Origin of the sequence: Aquiflexum lacus, assembly GCF_015476655.1 — a bacterium.
GTDB lineage: Bacteria > Bacteroidota > Bacteroidia > Cytophagales > Cyclobacteriaceae > Aquiflexum > Aquiflexum lacus.
This window is the reverse complement of the sequence record NZ_JABFHF010000017.1, coordinates 96007-118316: the sequence shown is the minus strand read 5'-3', so window position 1 is coordinate 118316 and position 22310 is coordinate 96007. Positions and strand designations below refer to the sequence as shown.

Genomic DNA, 22310 nt, shown 5'->3' with positions numbered 1-22310 from the left:
TGCCCCTACCCTTCCCGCAATATTTTCTCCATTTTCTTTCCCTTCGCAAGTTCATCGACCAACTTATCCAGGTACCTGACTTTCTGTGTTAATGCGTTGTCGATGTCCTCTATTCGGTAACCACATATCATCCCTGTGATCAGGTGTGCATTTTGGTTCAATTTAGCCTGTTGGAAAAACGATTCAAAGGTTGCCTGTTGGTCGATAAGGCTTTGAACTTTTACTTTATCGAAACCTGTCAGCCATTCTATGACTTGGTGCAATTCTTCTTTTGTTCTGCCTTTTTTCTCGATTTTGGTAACGTAATGTGGATATACCGAACCAAAGGTCATATTTGCCATTCGCTCATGGTGTGTTTCGCTTGCTTTCATATCTTGTATTGTGGTTTTTTTTAAGATTTAATCATTGATCTTTACTTTTTTTATCCTTTACGTTATCCATTTAAAAATTTATTGATTTTGGTAAAAGGTGAATCTGAAAAACCTTTTGACCGTCAGAAGGATTAAGCCATCTCAAACCTTCAACATACCTCTAAATCCTCTAGCACCATAATATGATTCAGCACCATTGTGATAAATGAAGACCCGACCAAATCGCCAATCCCCGAAAATGGCTCCTCCAAGCTTTCTGATCTCAGGCGGGGTTTCAACCCAACTTGAAGTCTTCGTATCAAAATTACCCAATCCCTGCAAATCTCTTAACTCTTCCTCATTCAAAATCTTTATACCCATTTCTAATGCCATACCCAATGCACTGTTTTTGGGTTTGTATGCTTTCCTGGATTCCAGAGCATCCTGGTCATAGCATACACTTCTACGGCCTTTAGGACTTTCCGTAGCACAATCCACAAAAACAATCTCTCCTGTCTTCTCATCTTTTCCGACCACATCGGGTTCTCCTTCTGTGATTTCCATTTCATTCAAAGACCATAGTTTATTGGCATTGGCCCTAAGCTTTGCCTCTACTTCAACCCATTCAATTCCTTGATGACGGATTGAATTTTCCTGAAATCGGACTTTTATAGTATTGATCAATTTTTCGGTTTGTTCTTCGAAAAGTTTCATAGGCAAGCTTTTATATTAGTTGGGTCGTAGGATTTATATTCAGATAATGCCAATAAGATTTAATTTATGTATTTCATTCGTTTGTTAAAAATACAGATGCTATCATTAGAATTATAAAACATATCCAAAAAACAGACAAAACCCTTACTGAAATTTGCTATTTTACATCCTCCCAAAAAGACCAACTATGCACAATATCAAAAAATCCACTTCACTTCTATTATTAACCCTGATTTCCCTTTTTGCTTATGGTCAGCAAACTTCGGGACCAAGATTGATTGTAAGGGGCGATGATATGGGTTCTTCCCGTTCCGCCAATTTGGCCAGTATAGAAACCTTCGTCAACGGAGTAGAAACTTCCATTGAGTTGATGGTGGTGACACCCTGGTTTCCAGAAGCTGCTCAAATGCTAAAGAAAAATACCGGAATTGATGTGGGGCTACATTTGGTCATCACCAGTGAATGGGACGGTATCAAATGGCGGCCCTTGACCAATTGCCCCAGTCTTATGGACGCTGATGGTTATTTTTTACCGATGATGGGTTCGAATAAAAATTATCCCGGACTGGCAATTACCCAGAATCAATGGAAATTGGAAGAAATTGAACAGGAATTCCGGGCACAGATAGATTTTGCTTTGAAGCATGTGCCCCAAATCAGCCACCTTTCAGGCCATATGGGATCTACGGGATTTCATCCTGACGTCACCAAAATGGTTTCCAAATTGTCTAAGGAATATGACCTTCCGGTAATGAGTCGGGAGCTCAATCAGCAATTGGGGCTATCAGGAGTAAGCTACGATGGACCAAAAGCAACTTCAGCTGAAAAGGAGGCTTCTTTTATCAGGATGTTGGAAAAACTTGAAGCCGGAAAATCCTACATGTTTGTTGACCACCCTTCCTATGACAATGTAGAAATGCAAGGGGTTGGCCATATAGGTTATGAAGATGTGGCAATGGACAGACAGGGAGTCACGGATACTTGGACAAGTGAAAATGTAAAGGAATCGGTTTCCAAAAATGGAATTGAACTGATCAATTTCATTACTTTAACCAAAGCCTTACCCCGAAGTGATCCTGAAAAAGAGAAAATCAATGCCCAAGCCATTTCAGAATACCTTCAAGCAGTAAAATCAGAGGAACAAGACCTGCACAGCCTGATGATTCTTAGAAACGGAAAAGTGGTCTATGAGCAATGGTTTGGGGAAAATGCCGCAAACAAGACCCATGTCATGTATTCCGTCAGCAAGACCTTCACGTCAACTGCTGTCGGCTTTGCCTTACAGGAAGGTGTTATGAATCTATCAGATAAAGTTATTTCTTTCTTTCCTGACAAACTCCCCAAAGAAATCAGCCCGAATCTTCAGGCACTTGAAATCAGGCATTTACTGACCATGACTGTGGGGCACGATGTGGATCCTACAGGTGCATTGAGAGAAAAAAGTAAAGATCTTGATTGGGTGGAAGGATTTTTGGCTTTTCCTATGGAACACGAGCCGGGTAATCAGTTTGTTTACAACAGTTTGGCTACTTATATGCTTTCAGCAATCATCACAAAAGTAACAGGAAAGCAGATTATGGACTATTTACAGCCAAGGCTATTCAGACCATTGGGCATCGTGGGCGCTACTTGGGATGAAAGTCCTCAAGGAATCCAAATCGGTGGTTGGGGCCTCAAAGTAAAAACTGAGGATATGGCCAAATTGGGACTGTTTTATTTGCAAAAAGGACAATGGAACGGCAAACAGCTACTTCCAGAGTCCTGGTTTGATGAGGCCACAATTGCTCAGGTTCAGTCCTTGCCAGCAGGAGTAAAAAAAGAAAATCTGAAAGTTACTACCACGGATTCTGATTGGATGCAGGGTTATGGTTATCAGCTTTGGCGAAGCCGTCACAACTCTTATCGGGCAGACGGGCTGAATGGACAGTTTATTCTGATTCTTCCAGAAAAGAATGCAGTAATCGTAACCACCGCCAATATTCCAAATATGCAGTCAGAACTCAATCTGATTTGGGAACATTTGCTTCCCGCCTTTAAGGACTAGGAAATATCCTGCTATTCGGTATTTGAAATGCCGAATCCAGATAAATGGGATTTGTAATCCCAACTCCATATTGGGTTTTGTGATCCCGATGTTACTTACTGAATAAACGATCGGAATTACAAATTCCGATTTATCTGTTCTCGAGATTGCAAATCTCGAGAAGCATCTACCACTTCAGATTTCCTTCAGATTTTTAGCCGAATATTAATTCAAATAGGTTTGATACAATTGCATAGCGATTTTGCCAATGAAGATATTATTGATAGAAGATAACCAGGAATTGACCCAAAACATCATTCAATACCTTTCCCATGAGGGGATTATCTGTGAGGTGGCAGGAAACCTTTTTGATGCACAGGATAAAATCCTTTCTTTTGAATATGATTGTGTCCTGTTGGACTTGATGTTACCTGATGGCAATGGTCTGAGTTTTTTGGAAATTTTAAAAAAATTGAAGGTCAGGCCCAATGTTTTGATCATTTCTGCCAAAAATTCTTTGGATGACAAAATCAATGGATTGGACCTTGGGGCAGACGATTATTTACCCAAACCATTTCATTTGTCTGAACTCTTGGCCAGGCTAAAGGCCATTTATCGAAGATCCAAACTGAGTGGTTCTGATGAGGTAAACTTCAATGAAATAGCGATACAGCTTCAAAATCTACAAGCCAAAGTCCATGGAAAACCATTGGACCTGACAAAAAAAGAATTTGATCTATTGGTGTTTTTGATCACCAACAAAAACAGGGTTTTGGGAAAAAATGCCATTGCCCAGCATTTATGGGGGGATTACACCGATAATCTCCCAAGTTTTGATTTTATCTATCAGCATATCAAAAACCTACGAAAGAAAATAGCAGAGGCTGGTGGAAACGATTACCTCACTACCGTATATGGCATAGGATATAAATTTGGAGAACCCCAATCATGAAACTTCTAAACCTACTTACCTCCGTCTATTTGATCATCATTATGTTGGCACTGCTGATTGGAGGTTTTTTCATTTATAGGAAACTGGGGGCAGAAATTGATTTTGAGTTAGGAATGGAGTTGGACAGGCAAATAGAAGCCTATGCAGAAAGAATCCGACAGGGAATCCCACCTGAAGCCTTGGTCAATGAAAGATTGGAAATCAATGAATTGCCATTTCAACTTGAAGAAGAGAATCTGAGTATCCGGGACACGATAGCCTATCACGATCCGTTGAGCAGGGAAGAAAAACAATTGAAAGCGAGCAGGTCATTCAAAATAGAAAACAAGCATTACAGAATTTCTTATTACAATCTCGTGGTTGAAGCGGAGGATATTACCGAAACCGTGGTGTATACCATGTTGGTGGTCTTTTTTATCCAACTGGTATTTTTGGGTTTATTTTTCCGTGGAATTTCCAACTGGATTTTGAGGCCATTCCAGCATACTTTACAAGAAATTCAGCAATTCAATTTTCAAACAAACAAACCCTTGCGTTTTCAGGAAAGCAAAGTATCAGAGTTCAATCACCTCAATGAATTTTTGGAAAGGATGACTCAAAAACTGCTCAAGGATTATAGGCAGATCAAGGAATTTTCAGAAAACATTTCCCATGAAATACAAACTCCAGCTGCCGTGGTAAGTGGAAAATTGGAAAATCTGATGAATTTGGAGATGACGGAAGAACAGGCACATCTGATTTATTCTGCCTATCAAAACAATGAAAGGATCCATCAGATTGTCAGGTCTTTGAGTTTATTGGCCAAACTTGAAAATGAAGAATTTGAGCCACCATCCGAAATTGACTTATCAAAAATCCTTATCAAAAACATCGAATTACTATCTGAACTTATCACTTTGAGTGAATTGAAGCTTCAAACTGAAATTAAACCACAAGTCTTGGTGAAAATGCATCCCTTTATAGCCGAAATCATGATCAATAATTTATTGGGAAACGCCATTAAACACAACTATAAAGGAGGTTGGATAAAAATTCACCTTGATTCTCAGCAAATGATAATCAAGAATTCAGGGTCTTCACTGCAAAATAATCCCAGTGAATTGATCGAAAGGTTTAAAAAAGAAAGTGACAAACCGGAATCAGTTGGCTTGGGTTTAGCTATTGTTAATCAAATATGTAAAACATATCAATTCAGTTTTGGTTATGCTACAGATGTAAGTATCCATACCACAACAATTGATTTCAAATAGCCAACTTCAAAATTGAATCAGATTGTAAGGGTATTTTTGTAATGTAAACAATCAAACCGAGTCTAATTCAATGAAAAGTTTAAAGTATTTTCTTACCGTTATTTTTCTGATCACCCTAGGGATATCCGACATATTCGCTCAATCTTATTCGGTAAATGGCACTATTCAGGATTCAGACACAAAGAAACCTCTGGGTTTTGTTCAAGTTGCACTTTTTTCGTTGCAGGATCAAACAAGACCTGTCAGTTTTTCTGATTCAGATGACGATGGCCTTTTTTCTCTGGAGGCTCCAAAAGGGAAATATACTTTCAAAGCTTTCTTTTTGGGTTACAAAGACTTTGTTCTTGAAGAAATTGAAATCAATGGACCAATTGATTTAGGTGATATCACATTGGAAGGCGATAGCCAAAATCTTGAGGAGGTTGTGGTTCAGACTTCCAAATTGCCTTTCCGGACCAGCATGGAAGGTATTACCATTACACCTGAGAATAATTTGGCCAACGTAGGCGGAACTTTATTGGATATATTGAGAAATACCCCATCGATCATTGTTTCGGAAGACGGTTCCATTTCTTTGAGGGGAAGCAGCGGCACAAACATTTTAATCAATGGCCGTAACTCCTCTTTGACTCAAAATCTTGATCAACTCCCTGCAAGTGCAGTTGAGGAAATCAAAATCATCAATAATCCCAATGCCCGATATGATGCGGAGGCGGAGGGTGGTGTCATTGATATTGTGCTGAAAAAAGGACAAGATCTTGGCACACATGGTGGATTGGAAGCTACTTATGGCACCAGAAACAGGACCAACCTTGGTGCAAGAATGAACCATAGAAGTGCAAGGCTTAACACCTTTGTGGGTTATAATTTCCGGGATTGGAAAAATGTAGGTAATCGTAGTTCTACCCGTAACCTTTTTGAAAACGATGAAACTTTACAACAAAATACAGAAAGTTCCAGTCGAAACGTCGGGCATAATTTGACCTATGGTGCAGACTATTACTTTGGGAACAATGTACTTAGCTATGAAGGAGTTTACCAATCCAGCTTGGATAGGCAAATCAATACCCTTTTTGCGGAACTGGAAAGAGGAGGTAATGAACCGGAAGCTTTTGATTATGTCAGAAGAAACCAGGAAAGCGAAACAGATACAGGACTTGACAATGCCTTGATTTTTGAACACAACTTCAAAGACAAAGGCCATTTATTCAGAGCCACAGCCAGCCATTCTTTTAGAAACCAATTTAAAACACAGGAAATAGATATTTTTAACAATACCTTAGATCCTATTCCGGAAAACAGGACTGGGCAGGAACTTGCCTATATTGATGAGATCAGAAATATCTCTGTTTTGCAGGCAGATTATATCAAGCCTTTGGAATTCGGGAAGTTTGAAACCGGTGTAAAATCTATCATCAGAAAATTCGACAACGATTACCAGTATTTTAGGTTTAATGAACAGGAAAATGGATTTGTGGAAGATGAGCAAATCAGCAACAGATTTATATACAAAGATCAGATTCACGCAGGATATGCATTGATATCAGTCGCAAAACCAAAATTTGAGTATGCAGTTGGATTGAGAGGAGAGATGACTTTGGTGGACACCTACCTCCAAAATACCGGAGATAGAAATAAGCAGAACTATTTCAACCTATTCCCGAGCGTGCAAGGGATGTACAATGTGAGCGAAAAGCATTCGCTTAAGTTCACCTACAGCAGAAGGATTGACAGGCCAAGAGCATGGAGGCTTAATCCCTTTCCGGACATTACAGATAGCCTAAATGTCCGCAGGGGTAATCCGAATTTACAGCCTGAGATGATCAATTCATTTGAAGTAGGTCATATGGCAACGTTTGAAAAGACAAGTTTGACCTCAAACCTTTTCTATCGTAAAGTCAACGGACAACTTGATTTTATCACCATAGTGGAAGATGGAATATCCTATACACAACCGGAAAATCTTTTGTCAGCCCAATCTTATGGTTTGGAATTGATAGGAACAAGTGAGGTTAGTGATTGGTATTCCATCAATGGTGGCTTAACCCTATTCAGAATATCAGTTGATGGATCCAACATCAGCGAAGAGTTTACCAATTCAGGATTTGCTTGGAATGTCAAATTTACGCAGGATTTCAAATTGCCTTATGGGCTAAATTTCCAAATAGCGGGAAATTATGAATCCCCCGAAATAGAGGCCCAAGGTCGTGATTTGGCACAATATTTTATAGATGCCACCCTTCAAAAAAGTCTCTTCAATAAAAAAGGTAGCCTGGCTTTAAGTGTCAGGGATATATTTGATACAAGGAGATTTGCAGGATTTGCAGAGACCAATTCTTTTTCCCAGGATTTTTATTCCAAACAGGAAACAAGAATAGTCCTTTTGTCGGCAAGGTTTAATTTTTAATTGATAAGTGATCATTCCACTCCTTACAACAGGTTTTGGATTTATCAACTCATGATGTTAATCAATAAGGACAGCTAGTTTTGATCCGAATCCTCCAAGAGGTTTGGTATTTTTCATTGTGAAATACTAGTTTTCCATCTATGCAGCTGGATTTACATTGGGTCAATATTCTGATACTTTTTGGTGCAATCCTTAATTCGACTTCCTGTCTCTTCCAAGACTGATCTTATAATCATCTGGTGTACCTTTCATATTCACATTGACAAATCGGACCTTTTTATCCTCATCCCTGTACACGATCGCATCTTCCTGATCAGGATCTACTTCATTTTTGTTTTTGCCTCCAAAGAGAGATTTAAAACCTACTGAAGTCACCATGCCCAATGGGATTCTGATAAAATAATCCATATTCAAATCCAAGCTCTGCTTACCCGATAGCTCAATAAATCCCAAACTCGAATTAATGTTCATACTGGGAATATTCAGTATACCATCTTTCAGATCAAAGGTATTGCTCAGGGTATCAAATTTCACATTGCTGAGGTTACGATCTGAAAAATAACTCGACATCGCACTCAAGGGCGCAAAATTGACAATACTACCTTGATAAATCGTGAGATCCATTTTTGCCTCTGATTTTTCTATTATCGGAGTGAGATCAGGATATACTAAAAACTTACTGGTAATGGTGCCGCTTACTTTACCATGAAGATTTTCATTGATCAGATAATCCTGCCCAAAATTCTCAAACTTGATCAAAAGTTTGTCCAGATCTAGCTTTGAGGCTTCCATCGTACTATAAAAATAAATATGCTCAGGGTCAGATCCATTGAAATAGCCCTTTACTCCCAAGGTGCCATCTGCTGCTCTTAAACCAAGTGTATCCAAATAAATGTAATGATCGGTTGTAGTACGTGCAGAAGCAGAGACATTTTCCAACCAAAAAGTATGGTAATTCATTTTTCCGATTTCAGCTTTGAAGTCCATTTCTGAGAAAGGAAGTTCGAATACATTAAATGCCTCCTGATGATTGGTGTCCACATCTATGCTTTCAAAGCCCATCAATGCATCCAAGTCCAAGGCAAGTGATTTTAAATAGAAAAAATTCCTTTTATTTTTTAATGAATCCGGTTCACCAAGCTGATATCCCATACTTACTTTAAAATCAGAGGCCCCCATCTTTCCTCCGAAATCAGTGACAGTCAGGAAATCAAGTTCATAATGTATTCTCCCACCAAAATCTTCTAATTTTAAGGGATGAACCTTGAATTTCCCATCTAGGTCAGTCAAATAAAAATCGGCAGACTCGAATCCGTCATTATAATGAAGATCCAGACTACCCTTCAAATTCAAACCATCTATTTCTTCTTTTTGATAATCTTCAGGTAGGTAGCTCACCCCATTGTATTTTAGGAGATCACTGATATTCAAATGATTGGATACCAAATCAATTTCAAACCTGCTGTCCCCTTTTGGGTTTTCCTGAAACCATTTTGGATAATTCAGGACTTTCCCTGAAAAATGAAAATCACTCTTGTCTATCTCTCCCGAAAAATCCTTCACTTCCATATTTTCTTCCCCAATCAGAATGTCTGCATGAAAATCATGGAAGGCATGAGGGTATTTCTCCAGCTTGGCATAGAAATCCTCAATAAAAAACTCCCCATGAGGCAAATACTCATAACTCATTAGATTTATCCCTGTTGATTCGAACGCAAGTTTGATTTTAAAATCGTTGATCACCTCATTGATAGCGCTGTCTGAAGGAAGTAATTGATTTAAATCAATTCTGGAAGCGCTTGCTTCCAATTTGGCTTTTATTGGCTTAGAATCTCTGTGCAGCACTGAGGGTAAGTCGCTCATAGTTCCTGAAAGGTGAAAATCTGAATCTGCAATCTGAAAACTCAAATTATCCAAACTTAAATTTCCCTCTTTCATGAATGCATATGCATTTACCGATCTTATTTGGTGTGGATAATCGGGCAAAGAAACATTAAGATCAATGATTTTCAGCTCGCTTTGGATACTGTTTTTAGCATTGCTGATCCCACCTACTCCAGATTCGAAGTCAATGAGTTCATCAAAATCCATATCCACAATCACCTGACCACTGATACCCTGAAGCCCTTCCACTTCAAAAAAATCACCCAGGAATTCCAGATCCAAATCTGCATTTAAATTGATTTTGACAGCTGGGTTTTCAAAATCCTGCACAATCAACCTCCCCTGAAATTTGCCTTGATCAGGTTTGGCATAAAAATTCAACAACTGAAATTCTGAGGTTTTAAGTCTCCTTTCTTTTCCATTTGTAAAAAAACCTGTGAATCTTAAATCATCCACCTTCTTATTGATACCTGTATTGAGGAAATAAGCATTATCACATCCAAATTCAACGGCAATCTTTGGTACATTTCCATTTCCTGCAAATCCTTCAACAGAGCCTTGAAAAAACACATCTCCTTCATTTTCATATTTCTTCAGAAGCATTGCAGTCTCTTTGGGTAAAAAAGCTGCAAGCAGTGAAAAATCAGGTTTTTCCCCTCTCATCTTTATATCCAGATAGATGTCATCTCCCAGGTCTGCTTTACCTTCCAAACCCAAAAGTGCATCTTCCAAATACAACCTAGAAGGAGCAAGTAACAATTCATTGGTGCTTTGATCATAATCAAATTCCAAGTCCAATTTGAAATGTTTTTGAGAAAAAAATGTTGGTTTACTGTCTACAATATAACCCAAAATCAAATCAGAAATCAAATCAATATATATATGTTCATCCTGAAGCTTGATGATTGCGTCAGCTTTCTCCAAATCCACATCAATTGTAGTCGAGTTTGATAAATCATCAAATTTCACTTTTACATTTTTTAGTTGGATAGATGACAAATCGAGATCGATACCGCCTTCATCTAAAGATTCCTCATTTTCATTTAAAATACCTTTGGCCATCAACAGATTGATGTTTCCTTCAGCATCTTTGACGAGATCCAGATTACCGTTTTGGACTTTGAGACTTTTGATTTTGTATTTACCTCTAATGATATCCCAAACACTGAAGCCTAGGTATAAATCCTCTACCGAATATATAATTTTGGAGTCTGTTGTTTTTCCTTCAAAAAAAACTATTTCATTCAGATCGATGGAAACATACGGGAAATTTGTAAATGGTGCAATATGTGAATCTTTTACGGACAATTCCCCAACAAATTGCTCATTCAAAATTCCAATGGCCTTTTGGGTAAGTACCTTCTGTTGGGAATATAAAAGTATGATCGCTACAGATGGAATTACAACAAAAATTGAAAACGCCAAAATCAGTAAAGCTCTTATTTTTTTACTTTTCATGAGGGCAATGCAAGATAGAATACGTTAAATTCAACGTAAATAAATAATTTAGAATACAAAGTAAGCAAGAATTTTGATTCAATTAATCCTTCCCGGTTCTCTGAGATATTTACCCTCATTTCCGGTAAGTGCATCACCCATATCTGCCCGGGCTTTTTCAGCAAGTTTTAAAAACATATCCACTACCTGAGGATTTTCACCAATCACATTGTTTGCTTCGGAGGCATCAGAAGGAATATGGTACAATTCCATTTCTTCCAATTCGATCATGGTATACTTTATCGGAATACCATCATCTCTGAAGTCCTGATCAGGTGCAATAGACCTATAACGATGGGGTAAATATAGTTTCCAATCCCCCATTACAATCGCCTGTAACTCATTACGATTATAATAAATAAAATAAGCTTCTTGTGGTGAGGGTGCTGAACTCTCCATTATCATCGAAGAGATATCCAATCCATCAATGGGTAAGGCTGGCAATTGGGCACCTGTAAGAGCAGCGATAGTCGGCAAAATATCAATACTCATGGCAGGATTTTTCTGGACTTTTCCTTCAGGAATTTTCCCCTTCCATTTCATGATAGTGGGTACTTTCACTCCCCCATCCCAAGAGGTACCTTTACCTTCCTTGAGTGGATATGCTAACCCGGAATGCCCTGAATAAGACAGCCACGGTCCATTGTCTGAGAGAAAAATCACCAAAGTATTCTCTTCCAAACCATTTTCTTTCAACGCTTTGAGCACCTCTCCCACTGACCAATCAATTTCCATGATCACATCTCCATAAAGTCCCCGTTCGGATTTACCCTTAAATTTTTCAGAAACAAACAATGGGACGTGTGGCATAGGATGGGCCAAATAGAGAAAAAATGGATTTTCTTTATTCCGGTTTATAAAGTCCACTGATTTTTCGGTAAACCAAATAGTAAACATGCTTTGATCTGTCCAAACCGTGTCTACCACATTATCATTTTGATACAATGGCAATGGTGGATAGTAGTTTTTAGTTTCTGGATGATTTGGCCACATATCATTGGAATATGGAATTCCAAAATATTCATCAAACCCCTGATTGGTTGGCAAAAACTCGGGATGATGTCCTAAATGCCATTTCCCAAATATTGCAGTTTGGTATCCTAGCGGTTTGAGCATTTCGGCTATGGTTGTCTCATTCGGATTAAGTCCATGATTGCTGGAATGATCCAAAGCCCCATGAATGCCCAATCTATTGGAATAGGTCCCTGTCAGCAAAGCAGCCCGGGAAGCCGAGCAGACGGCCTGGGCCACGTAGAAATTGGTGAATTTCATACCTTCAGCAGCCATCTGATCGAGATTGGGTGTTAAAATGTCCGGAGATCCAAAAACACCTAGGTCGTTATACCCTTGATCGTCTGTGAAAATCACAATAATGTTTGGCTTTTTTTCAACTTTCTCTTCAGAAGCATTACAGCCAAACAAATAGGCGAAAACCAAAACCAGTGGGATTAAAGGAATTCTCATAGATCAGGAATAGTATTATATTCTGCCAAAATAAATGATTTTCATTTTAAAATTACTTTTAGATCAATTGATTTTCGTAGCTTTTTAGCCGATTCAATAGCCATAGGTACTCCGAGATGAATTTCTCTATGTTACCTGCAAAAGCTTCATCTAGAAGATTACCAGCTTCATCGAATTTTTTATCCATTTGTGGAGTGATCATCATAAATGGAGAAGCAATCCCAAATAGTGCCGGGATTAGATGTAAAAGTTTTTGAGCTGCGCGCATTCCGCCCAAGGAACCCAATGAACCTGTGACAATTCCAAAAGCTTTTTGTTTGTAAAAAGATTTGGGAAAATGATCTAAAAGGTTTTTAAGATCAGAAGAATAACCCCCATTGTATTCAGGGGAAACTAAAATAAAACCCTCGGCATTTTTCATTTTTTGAAGCAATGGCAAATATTCAGAAGGAACAACTTCCTCATTTTTCCAAACCACTTGAATAGAAGGGAGGTCAAGCGCTCTGATGTCCAACAAATCCACTGAAATCTCATTTCTGTTTTTAAGGGATTCAAAAAGGTGTTTGGCAAGGCGCAATGACACGCTTTCTTCCCTTGGACTTCCAGAAATTATTAAAATATTAGTCATAGTTTAGTTGAATTGGTTATACCAATAAAATCATTAGACTGCTTAATTGTTCATTCTAAGCCAATATATGCGAGTTCAAATCGGATAGGATTTATCAAGATCATCTTACAAACTCCGGAACAAGTTAAAATTGTGTCAATCAATTATCCAATAATCTCCGATGGTAATTGACCTGTCCAAGATGGTAATTCAAATGGCTGAAAAGATGAAACATAAAATATTCATAGGTCATCGGTTCATCAAAAACCACATGCGGATAATTGCTGTCAAATTTATCCTCTGAAAACATCAATATGGCATTTGAAACCACTTGTATGGTATCATCCAATTGTTCCAACAAGGAATCTCTCGGAACACCAACAGTGGAAAATTCGGCATCCCGGTCTCTGACATATCCTGAATTTCCCATAACAGACCCAATGTAGTAATTCAAATTTCCGATCAGATGTACAGTAAGTGTCCCCGACGAATTGAGAATATCTCCCGAAACTTTCCAGATGTTTTCTTCTTTCTTGTAGCGTTTCAATTCGTGTTTCAATTTATTCAAATCACGGTCAAACAAATTTATCAGGGTATCTTTCATCTTTTCTTCATTTAATCACCGAAAATTATTCCAAGTCCTTTAGCACCGTTTACAATAAAACTGTCTTTACCTACGACGTTATTTTCTTTTGTGGCATCTTCCAATGGTACGGATACAAACGTATTGTTTTTGAAGGCTACCATCTTACCAAAATCGCCTTCCAGTAACATCTCGAACGCCTTGACCCCAAACAAGGAAGCCAAGACTCTATCAAATGCAGTTGGGGTTCCACCTCGCTGTACATGCCCCAAAATTGTCTCTCTGATTTCTGGATGTACGCCCGCATCTTTCAGTTGTTGTGATAGTTGAAGTGCAACGCCACCCAAGCGGACATGTCTGGAACCTTCGTCACCTTCCCTTGAGACGATAGTTCCTTCTTTAGCCTTTGCTCCTTCCGCAATTACAATGTTTACAAATCCTCTCCCCTCGAAATAACGGGATTCTATTTTTTTGACAAGCTTATTGATATCGTAAGGAATCTCAGGAATCAAGCAAATCTCTGCCCCGCCGGCAATGGCTGTATGCAAGGCTATCCATCCTGCATCTCTTCCCATCACTTCCATTATCATTACCCTGTGATGACTTTCTGCAGTAGTGACCAACTTATCAAAACTATCGGACGCAATTTGCACAGCAGTCTGAAACCCAAAAGTCATGTCAGTAGCCGAAAGGTCATTATCGATGGTTTTGGGAACTCCAATGATTGGCAATCCATGGTCGAAAAATGCTTTGGATATTTTCTGTGAACCATCTCCTCCGATATTGATTACTGCATCGAAGCCCAATTCTTTGATTCGGTCTACGTAATCTTTGGTCTTGTCTACAAAAGTCACATTTCCATTTTCATCCTTAACAGGATAATGCAAAGGGTCAGATTTGTTGGTGGTTTTCAAAATAGTTCCTCCCCTCACATGGATGCCGGCAGTTTTTTTGCTGGTCAGTTTTATTATTCTTAAAGGATCCGTAAAAAGCCCATTGAATGCCTCCATACTGCCAAACACTTCCCATTCCTTTGTTTTTTTTGCTCTTTTGCAGATTCCTCTGATTACTGCATTTAAACCGGGACAATCTCCCCCACCGGTTGCTATCAAAAGTTTTTTCATAGATTTAAAAGATTTTTTTCTCTACGCAACTTACGAAAATAGTTTTATCTGGCCCTTCTTTATTGTTTCAAAATGTATTGGAAATTTTATTAAGATTGGATGATATAAGGATAGCAGAATGATTTTTAAGGAAATTATTTAAATTCGTTAATAAAAGAGGAAATTGAAAATCTTTAATAATGACTGAAAGTAAAAAAATTGATGCTAAGAAAGTCGTTGATCATTGGATAAAATCTTCTGAGGATGATTTTCATACGATGAAAATCCTATTTGATGCAAAATCATATCATTGGGCTTTGTTTTTAGGTCATATTTCAACTGAAAAATTATTAAAGGCGGCTTTTACAAAGAAATTTGAAAAGCATGCACCATTTACTCATAATCTTTACAGACTAGCAGAATATCTCGAAGTAACAGTGTCAGACGAATATTCGGATTGGTTGGATGTTATCACTACCTTTAACCTAAATGCAAGATATGATGACCATAAAAAAGAATTTTATCGTCTTTGCAATAAAGACTATGCGTTACTTTGGATGGATAGAATAAATGAATTAAGAAAATGGATCAAAGAGATGCTCTAATTATCGTCCAAAAATATGTTGAGGAATTGAATGAAAAATTTGACCTCGTTAAGGTTATATTATTTGGGTCTTATGCAAAAGGAGATTTTCACGATGAGAGTGATATTGATATAGCAGTAGTTTTGAAAGATTACAACAATTTGCCTGACATGCAACTGGAATTAATGAGGTTAAGAAGAAAATTTGACAGCCGAATTGAACCACATCCCTTCAGAGAATTTGATTTCAATATTTCTAATCCCCTAGTATATGAGATATTGAAGCACGGGAAAGAAATCAAAATAACTGTTTCATAAAACCAACTTATTACTTTTCAAATTTAAACAAAAATGCAAACCGATATTAAAATAGCTGTCTTAATCGATGCCGATAACGTCCCTTCCGGACAGGTCAAGGAAATGATGGAAGAAATCGCCAAATATGGCAATCCCACCATCAAGCGTATTTACGGTGATTGGACCAAGCCTCAACTGGTAAAATGGAAAAATGTCTTGTTGGAAAATGCCATCAACCCCATGCAACAATACGGCTACACCTCAGGAAAAAATGCCACTGATTCGGCCATGATCATCGATGCTATGGATATACTTTATTCCGAGAGAGTCAATGGTTTTTGTATCGTTTCTTCGGACAGTGATTTTACAAAATTGGCCACCAGGCTGCGGGAGGCAGGGATGATGGTGATAGGGATGGGAGAAAAGAAAACTCCCGATCCATTTATTGTGGCCTGCGACAAATTCATTTATCTGGAAATTCTTCAAAAACCGGAAGAAGAAGCACCAGACCAAAACAATAAAACGACCCCCTCACCTCAAGTAGATAAAATCAGTCCGAAAGTGATCAGGCTAATTGCTTCCACGATATCGGATTTGGCGGATGATGATGGATGGGCATTTTTAGGGGATGTGGGAAATCTGCTGCAGAAAAAACAGCCCAACTTTGACTCAAGGAATTATGGATTCCAAAAACTTACCCCTTTGATCAAATCCATCAGTGCCTTTGAAATTGAACAGCGGGAAAACCAAAAAGGCAGGTTTAAATTGATTTATGTGAGAAATAAGCCCTGATTTTTTTCTTTTGAGAACCATTTTGCCAATACTGTTTGTTCAGACAAATATGTGAAACCTCATGGACCTTGAATCCATGAACAATTTCAAAACCATGAAAAAAAATAAAAGGGTAGTCGTAGGACTATCAGGCGGAGTAGATTCTTCAGTTGCCGCTTACCTTCTCAAAGAACAAGGCTATGAAGTCATCGGCATGTTTATGAAAAACTGGCACGATGAATCTGTCACCATCTCCAATGAATGCCCATGGATGGAAGACAGTACAGACGCCATGTTGGTTGCAGAAAAGCTGGGGATACCTTTTCAGGCCATAGACCTCAGTGAAGAGTACAGGGAGAGGATCGTCGATTATATGTTCTCAGAATACAAGGCAGGAAGGACGCCCAATCCGGATATTCTATGTAACAGGGAAATCAAATTCGATATTTTTCTCAAAGCCGCCCAAAAACTCAAAGCAGATTTTGTAGCTACAGGTCACTATTGTCAAAAAGGTGAGCTCGAGGTTAATGGTAAAAAAGTTTACAGACTTTTGGCAGGTGCAGATCCCAACAAAGACCAAAGCTATTTCCTTTGTCAATTGGATCAGGAACAATTGTCAAAAGCATTATTTCCTATAGGTCATCTCCAGAAATCAGAGGTCAGAAAAATCGCCAAAGAACAAGACTTGATCACTGCCGATAAAAAAGACAGCCAGGGATTGTGTTTTATCGGAAAAGTAAGGTTGCCTGATTTTCTACAGCAACAGCTACAACCCAAAAAAGGCCCAATTGTAGTAGTTCCTGAAGAGCTGCCCATATATGATTCCAAAAGAATTCCAGCAGGTTTTTCTTTTGAAGACTTTGATTTGGAAACATTGGACAACCTTTGCCTACCAATCAAGTACACGGCTGATCAAGGCAAAAAAATCGCCGATCATAACGGTGCCCATTATTTTACCGTGGGACAAAGAAAAGGTTTGCAGGTAGGCGGAACAGGAAAGCCTTTGTTTGTAATTGCTACAGATACGAAAGAGAATGTCATTTACACAGGATTAGGGGAAGACCATCCCGGACTGAACCGACATGGACTCTTTGTACCCAACAAGGATATTCACTGGATAAGGGAAGACCTCAGACTACAAGTCGGCCAATCTGCAAGGTATCAGTCAAGAATCAGATACCGGCAGCCTTTAACTTGGGCAACTTTGATCATGAAAGAAAACGGACTCTATATCCTATTTGATCAAGCCCAAAAAGGAGTTGCCTCAGGTCAGTTTGTGGCATGGTATGAGGGTGAGGAAAGTATTGGTTCGGGGGTGATTTTTTAAGGGTAGAAGGATGAGGGATGAAGTTAGAGGGTAGATTTTAGAATTTAGATTTTAGATTTAGGTGAATCCCAAATTTAAGGTTCATAGCTTTTGGCATGGATTTTAGAATTGACAAATTACCCAATAGGAAGTACACTCATACCCAAAAAATACCTACTGAAACTGTAAACTGAAACTGCTTACTAAGTCTGGACACTGAAAACTGCTCACTTGAATACTGCCTATTGCAAACTGAGACTGTCTACTGAAATCAACTGATCTGAAAAGGCTGCGGGGTAAAGCAAAGAACAAAAATCACAATGGCCACCCAGCCAATGATTTTTCTATTGCTGTTTAATTCCTTAAAACCATTGACCTCCGGATGCTCTAACCCCATTACTCTACCCAGCAAAAAAGCAAATAAGAGCCAACCGCTATAACCTTGAAGGTTGGGGAATATATATACCAATGTATATTGAGTAGCAGCTAACAGTAAAATAATTGTCCATTTGGTCTGATTTTCCAGACTTGCTTTACGGTAGCAGATGTATAAAAAACCAATATAAAGTGGTATACTGATAATCAACGTATTCAAATCATCAAATGGGTTGAGTATACCCAAACCTGCATAAAATACAAAAGCAGTATAGAAAATCAGAGAGATCTCTTTATGCTTTTTTGGAAACAATCCAAAGACCACATGACCACCATCCAATTGGCCAATAGGCAATAGGTTCAAGGCGGTAAAGAACAAAGCCAGGTATCCTGCAAATAAGTATGGATAATGGATGATCTCAGACATATTGGGCATTTTATCTGGATCCGCGATTATTTTTTCCATGCCATAAAAAAGTAGATTATACCCCATTTCAAGGTTGAGATAACCTTCTTCCTCTGAATGACCCTGAAAGTCAGGGTCTAGATATTCAGGATGAATCTGATAAATATAATCAGCATCAGGCAAGTGGGTAAATCCATATCCCAGGACAAAAAGAGCAATTACAAAACCAGCCAATGGTCCTGCAACGCCAATATCGAAATATTTTTTTCTGCTATTGACAAAGCTTTTCATCCTGATGATGGCACCGAAAGTTCCCAAAGAAGGTGAAATCACCAGCCATCCCGGAATAAAATACGGCAGTGAGGATCTAACTTTATGATGGATAGATGTAAACAAATGTCCAAGCTCATGGATAAGAAGAATTCCGATAAATGGAATGGAAAAATGAAGTGATTTTAGAAAATATTCAAAGGTCAAAGCATTTTCACCCCCTGCAATCAAAGACTTACCAAACAGCCACTCCCCTCCTGCCAAAGTTGCTGTAATTATGGTAGCCAGAAATAATGAACCGTGAATTAGGTATTCTTTTTTAGTGTACATCCGCAAAGAATTGAATCAGCGCTTTTGGGTGCGTAATATGATAAGTCTGTAAACCAACTCTTTTGGCGCCTTCAAGGTTCGCCAAAAGGTCATCAAAAAATAAAACTCTACTGGGTTCTACCTGAATTTCATTGATCACTGCTTCGTAAATCGCTTCATCAGGCTTTGCCAAGCCCATTTCATGGCTTAGAAATACCCTATCAAATAATCCTGAAAGGCCATCAACAGAAGTTTGATCTTTGAGCATTTCATTGAATTTCAAAATATGGATTTCATTTGTATTACTCAGAACTGCTGTTCCAAAATTACGGTTGAGCTTGCTGATAAGATCTATTCTTTCCTGCGGTATATCTCTCAACAAACTATTCCAAATATGATCGATCTGATCATTTGAAAAGCCCTCTTGATATAATTCCCTAACGGCATTTCTAAATTGATCGGAATTTATCATCCCCTTTTCATAATCTTTGTGGAAGGCGGAAGGAAAAAACTCTGAAGTAAGATCATGTTTGTCTACAGGCAGTATTTTTTTCAACTCCTTGATACTGAAATCATAATCTATATCAATGATAACATTGCCGAGATCAAAGATCAAAAAATCAATATTTTGCAATTTTTTCATTTGTAATCAGGTTGTAAAATTAAAACCAAATATGTAACATTGCAGTCCCAAAAGCAAGGCTAATTATATTAAATCGCCTTATTTAAGAGGGCCTATAACTCAGCTGGTTAGAGTATCTGACTCATAATCAGAAAGTCCCTGGTTCGAGCCCAGGTGGGCCCACAAGCCGTTCAGAAATGAACGGCTTTTTTTATGGCATTCTTAATGGCTTTAAAAATTTTGTAAATCAGTGCTTAAATAAAAAGTCAAAATACCCTTTAATCAACCATTCTCAATCATAAGCCCTTCATGGAAAATCTCAATGGTCTCCACAGCTACCTCATTTGTATAAGATTCCAGATCAGAAAATACAATTTTGGTGGGCCAAGCATTTAAAAGAGTCCATACCATAGTTGGGTTACCCTCTTCATCACAAAGCGTTATAAATACATTTTGACGCTCTACGGTATTCATTTTGATCTTATTATACCAATCCCAAAATTTGTTATCCTTGGCAAAAACACCTTTGATTAAAGTCACTGTATTGTTTTTGACGGTTCCGGGCATATTGATAGCCGAAAAAACCGGGCTATTGCCATGCTGGTATTCTAATGGCTGTGCTTTTACTTCCACTCCACTTACCTCTTGGAAATAAACCTCAATTGAACTTCCCAAATTGACTTTGAAGTAAAACTTGGGTAGTGGCCAATTGCTGTCTTGTGCTTCTCCTGCCATAATTTTAATATTTTATAATTTTTGATTATATGAATTTTGAAATGAAAGATGAATTTGAAATCGATCGGCAATTATGATTTTTGCATCTGTTGCTCGAAAGTAACCACGATAAATTCTGCCGGTCTAACAATCGCCAGTTTGACTGAGACCAACATCTTGCCTTCCAAGATATCCAATCCTGTCATAGTCGCTCCCAAACCTACCTGTACGTCGAATGCATCTTCCGGTGAAGAACCTGCCAATGCACCCTGCTTCCATTTTTCAAACAGAAAGTTGACAATCATACTTTTCACTGTGATCCAGGTATTGGCATCATTTGGTTCAAAAACACAAGGCCGGAGAGCCAATTTGATGGATTGCTCCAACATGATCATTGTTCTTCGGATATTAACATATCGCCAATCCAAACTATTGCCGTCCAAAGTTCTACCTCCCCAAACCAATGTACCAACTCCTGGAAATGTCCTGATGGCATTGATGGATTTTCCGGAAACAGCATTGACATTTAGATCTTCCTGCTGATCATGGGTGATATTAACTGATGGTTTGACCACCGAATTCAGGGAAACATTTGCAGGTGATTTCCATACCCCTCTACTATTATCTACCATGGTATAGATTCCGGCCATGGCAGGTGCAGTAGGCATTAAATTCATAATAGCCCTGATTTCCTCCAAGATAGTCGAATAGGTAGGGCTTGTAGCCACTAAGCCTAAATGATGATTATTTTCTTTGTTTTTTATATAAGATTTTAGTGTCGCATCATCAATATCTGTCAGATTAGGCTGCTCTTTCTGTAGTGCCGCTTTGAACTCATCGTCGGTTTTTGGAAAGGATGCTATAAGTGATTTAGCTCTTTCTTCGGGCAGAAGAGTTGACAAATTCAATTTGGGATCGATGTTTTTAAATGTAACCTCCCCTTTTTGAACCACACTTGTTTCAAGCCAAGGATAGTAAGTAGCAGCATAATTCAAATAGGCAGAACCGATCTTTTCTCTAAAAACTGTTATGATATCTTCACCTTCATCCCTACTCATATAACCATCAAAGAGGTCGAAAATACCTACCCTGCTTTGCATTTTGTAACAATGGGCCAATACCTGTTTGTAAACCTCATAACAATCTTCGCCTAACAAAACTGCCTCCGGAATCACTATCATAGTCGGTTCCTGTTCCTTGACCAAAGCCAATAAACCTCCTTCAATAAGCTTCCCGTTTGCGTCTTTACTTTGACCTAAAAGCTGATCTTTATCAATTTTCAAAGATGGCTTTCCTTTGTAGGTATCTACAGCAACGACATAACAGGTACCACCACCATTGGCAAAGAACAATCTGATACTGTTGTAAAAAAGCAAATTGTTGTCATCTGCATATTTGATGGACTTTTCAGTATCCCCAATTGTCACTTTGGCCCTGTCACCATCCTGTGGGTCGGTGAGATTGAAAATAGGAGAAAATGCTCCTCCAAAGAGTTCCAAATATTCGGCAAACGATGTAATCCTGGTCGGTTTATTAACCAAGGATTTTCCGTTTCTGGAAGCCTTTTCTGTATACCCGATAAATGCGGGAATAGCAGTAGCAACTTCAACAACGGATCCGGGAAAGGCACTTTTTTTTTCAGTGTAAACACCTGGTTTCCTTAAGTTATGGGTCATTATTGTATCGTTTACCTGAAAATGAATAAGTGTTTTACTTGGCTTTCTCCAAATAAAAAATGAAGTAATATTAAAGTTAAATAATCTGATTCAAAGCTGTTTAAAAATTTAAAAAAAAAACCACATCTCTGTGAGCTTTCATTCGTC

The 22310-nt window shown here is 38.4% G+C and carries 19 protein-coding genes and 1 tRNA gene; 9 read left to right on the top strand and 11 right to left on the bottom strand.

Features of this window, described 5'->3' with window-relative positions:
- Positions 1-5: 5 nt before the first annotated feature.
- Both HMJ38_RS15725 and HMJ38_RS15720 read right to left on the bottom strand, forming a co-directional pair.
- Complete coding sequence (locus HMJ38_RS15725) at positions 6-371, bottom strand: DUF2200 domain-containing protein (protein WP_194975370.1); 366 nt, start codon at positions 369-371, stop codon at positions 6-8.
- Between the two features lie 141 nt (positions 372-512).
- On the bottom strand, positions 513-1064 hold the full coding sequence (locus tag HMJ38_RS15720) for a DUF4256 domain-containing protein (RefSeq protein ID WP_194975369.1): 552 nt from the start codon (positions 1062-1064) through the stop codon (positions 513-515).
- Positions 1065-1251: 187 nt separating this feature from the next.
- On the opposite strand from HMJ38_RS15720, the gene HMJ38_RS15715 reads away from it, so the two are divergent.
- The 4 genes from HMJ38_RS15715 (at position 1252) to HMJ38_RS15700 (ending at position 7696) form a co-directional block, all read left to right on the top strand.
- Positions 1252-3108, top strand: a complete 1857-nt coding sequence (locus HMJ38_RS15715) for a ChbG/HpnK family deacetylase (protein ID WP_194975368.1) — start codon at positions 1252-1254, stop codon at positions 3106-3108.
- Positions 3109-3355: 247 nt separating this feature from the next.
- The gene (locus HMJ38_RS15710) at positions 3356-4039 is read left to right on the top strand and encodes a response regulator transcription factor (protein ID WP_194975367.1); all 684 of its coding nucleotides are present in this window, start codon (positions 3356-3358) and stop codon (positions 4037-4039) included.
- On the top strand, positions 4036-5289 hold the full coding sequence (locus HMJ38_RS15705; RefSeq protein WP_194975366.1) for a sensor histidine kinase: 1254 nt from the start codon (positions 4036-4038) through the stop codon (positions 5287-5289). Before HMJ38_RS15710 ends, HMJ38_RS15705 begins: the two co-directional genes overlap by 4 nt.
- Before the next feature lie 70 nt (positions 5290-5359).
- Positions 5360-7696 carry an outer membrane beta-barrel family protein gene (locus HMJ38_RS15700; protein ID WP_194975365.1) on the top strand — a complete coding sequence of 779 codons (2337 nt, stop codon included), beginning with the start codon at positions 5360-5362 and terminating at the stop codon, positions 7694-7696.
- 192 nt (positions 7697-7888) lie between these two features.
- On the opposite strand, the gene HMJ38_RS15695 is transcribed toward HMJ38_RS15700, so the two are convergent.
- The 5 genes from HMJ38_RS15695 to HMJ38_RS15675 form a co-directional block, all read right to left on the bottom strand.
- Positions 7889-11038, bottom strand: coding sequence for an AsmA family protein (locus HMJ38_RS15695; protein WP_194975364.1), 3150 nt, complete (start codon positions 11036-11038; stop codon positions 7889-7891).
- Between the two features lie 78 nt (positions 11039-11116).
- Positions 11117-12541 carry a sulfatase family protein gene (locus HMJ38_RS15690; protein WP_194975363.1) on the bottom strand — a complete coding sequence of 475 codons (1425 nt, stop codon included), beginning with the start codon at positions 12539-12541 and terminating at the stop codon, positions 11117-11119.
- A gap of 58 nt (positions 12542-12599) precedes the next feature.
- Positions 12600-13169 (bottom strand): NADPH-dependent FMN reductase, encoded by a 570-nt coding sequence (locus HMJ38_RS15685; RefSeq protein WP_194975362.1) that lies wholly within the window; start codon positions 13167-13169, stop codon positions 12600-12602.
- A 139-nt stretch (positions 13170-13308) separates the two neighbouring features.
- Positions 13309-13752 carry a DUF1572 family protein gene (locus HMJ38_RS15680; protein WP_194975361.1) on the bottom strand — a complete coding sequence of 148 codons (444 nt, stop codon included), beginning with the start codon at positions 13750-13752 and terminating at the stop codon, positions 13309-13311.
- A gap of 11 nt (positions 13753-13763) precedes the next feature.
- Positions 13764-14855 carry a 6-phosphofructokinase gene (locus HMJ38_RS15675; RefSeq protein WP_194975360.1) on the bottom strand — a complete coding sequence of 364 codons (1092 nt, stop codon included), beginning with the start codon at positions 14853-14855 and terminating at the stop codon, positions 13764-13766.
- Between the two features lie 179 nt (positions 14856-15034).
- On the opposite strand from HMJ38_RS15675, the gene HMJ38_RS15670 reads away from it, so the two are divergent.
- From HMJ38_RS15670 to mnmA, 4 genes are all read left to right on the top strand, one after another.
- Positions 15035-15439 carry a HEPN domain-containing protein gene (locus HMJ38_RS15670; protein WP_194975359.1) on the top strand — a complete coding sequence of 135 codons (405 nt, stop codon included), beginning with the start codon at positions 15035-15037 and terminating at the stop codon, positions 15437-15439.
- Positions 15418-15735, top strand: coding sequence for a nucleotidyltransferase domain-containing protein (locus tag HMJ38_RS15665; protein WP_194975358.1), 318 nt, complete (start codon positions 15418-15420; stop codon positions 15733-15735). Before HMJ38_RS15670 ends, HMJ38_RS15665 begins: the two co-directional genes overlap by 22 nt.
- Before the next feature lie 33 nt (positions 15736-15768).
- Positions 15769-16506 carry an NYN domain-containing protein gene (locus tag HMJ38_RS15660; protein ID WP_194975357.1) on the top strand — a complete coding sequence of 246 codons (738 nt, stop codon included), beginning with the start codon at positions 15769-15771 and terminating at the stop codon, positions 16504-16506.
- A 94-nt stretch (positions 16507-16600) separates the two neighbouring features.
- Positions 16601-17812, top strand: a complete 1212-nt coding sequence (mnmA, locus tag HMJ38_RS15655) for a tRNA 2-thiouridine(34) synthase MnmA (RefSeq protein WP_194975356.1) — start codon at positions 16601-16603, stop codon at positions 17810-17812.
- Between the two features lie 250 nt (positions 17813-18062).
- On the opposite strand, the gene HMJ38_RS15650 is transcribed toward mnmA, so the two are convergent.
- Together HMJ38_RS15650 and HMJ38_RS15645 are read right to left on the bottom strand one after the other, a co-directional pair.
- Positions 18063-19172, bottom strand: coding sequence for a site-2 protease family protein (locus HMJ38_RS15650; protein WP_194975355.1), 1110 nt, complete (start codon positions 19170-19172; stop codon positions 18063-18065).
- Complete coding sequence (locus HMJ38_RS15645) at positions 19162-19794, bottom strand: HAD family hydrolase (protein ID WP_194975354.1); 633 nt, start codon at positions 19792-19794, stop codon at positions 19162-19164. Before HMJ38_RS15645 ends, HMJ38_RS15650 begins: the two co-directional genes overlap by 11 nt.
- Positions 19795-19882: 88 nt before the next feature.
- Here HMJ38_RS15645 and HMJ38_RS15640 point away from each other — a divergent pair.
- Positions 19883-19956 (top strand) — tRNA-Ile (locus tag HMJ38_RS15640).
- 99 nt (positions 19957-20055) lie between these two features.
- Here the strand turns inward: HMJ38_RS15640 and HMJ38_RS15635 are convergent.
- On the bottom strand, positions 20056-20508 hold the full coding sequence (locus tag HMJ38_RS15635; RefSeq protein ID WP_194975353.1) for a phage tail protein: 453 nt from the start codon (positions 20506-20508) through the stop codon (positions 20056-20058).
- A 71-nt stretch (positions 20509-20579) separates the two neighbouring features.
- A complete protein-coding gene (locus HMJ38_RS15630; protein ID WP_194975352.1) occupies positions 20580-22163 on the bottom strand; it encodes a phage tail sheath family protein in 1584 nt (527 codons plus the stop codon).
- Positions 22164-22310: the final 147 nt, after the last annotated feature.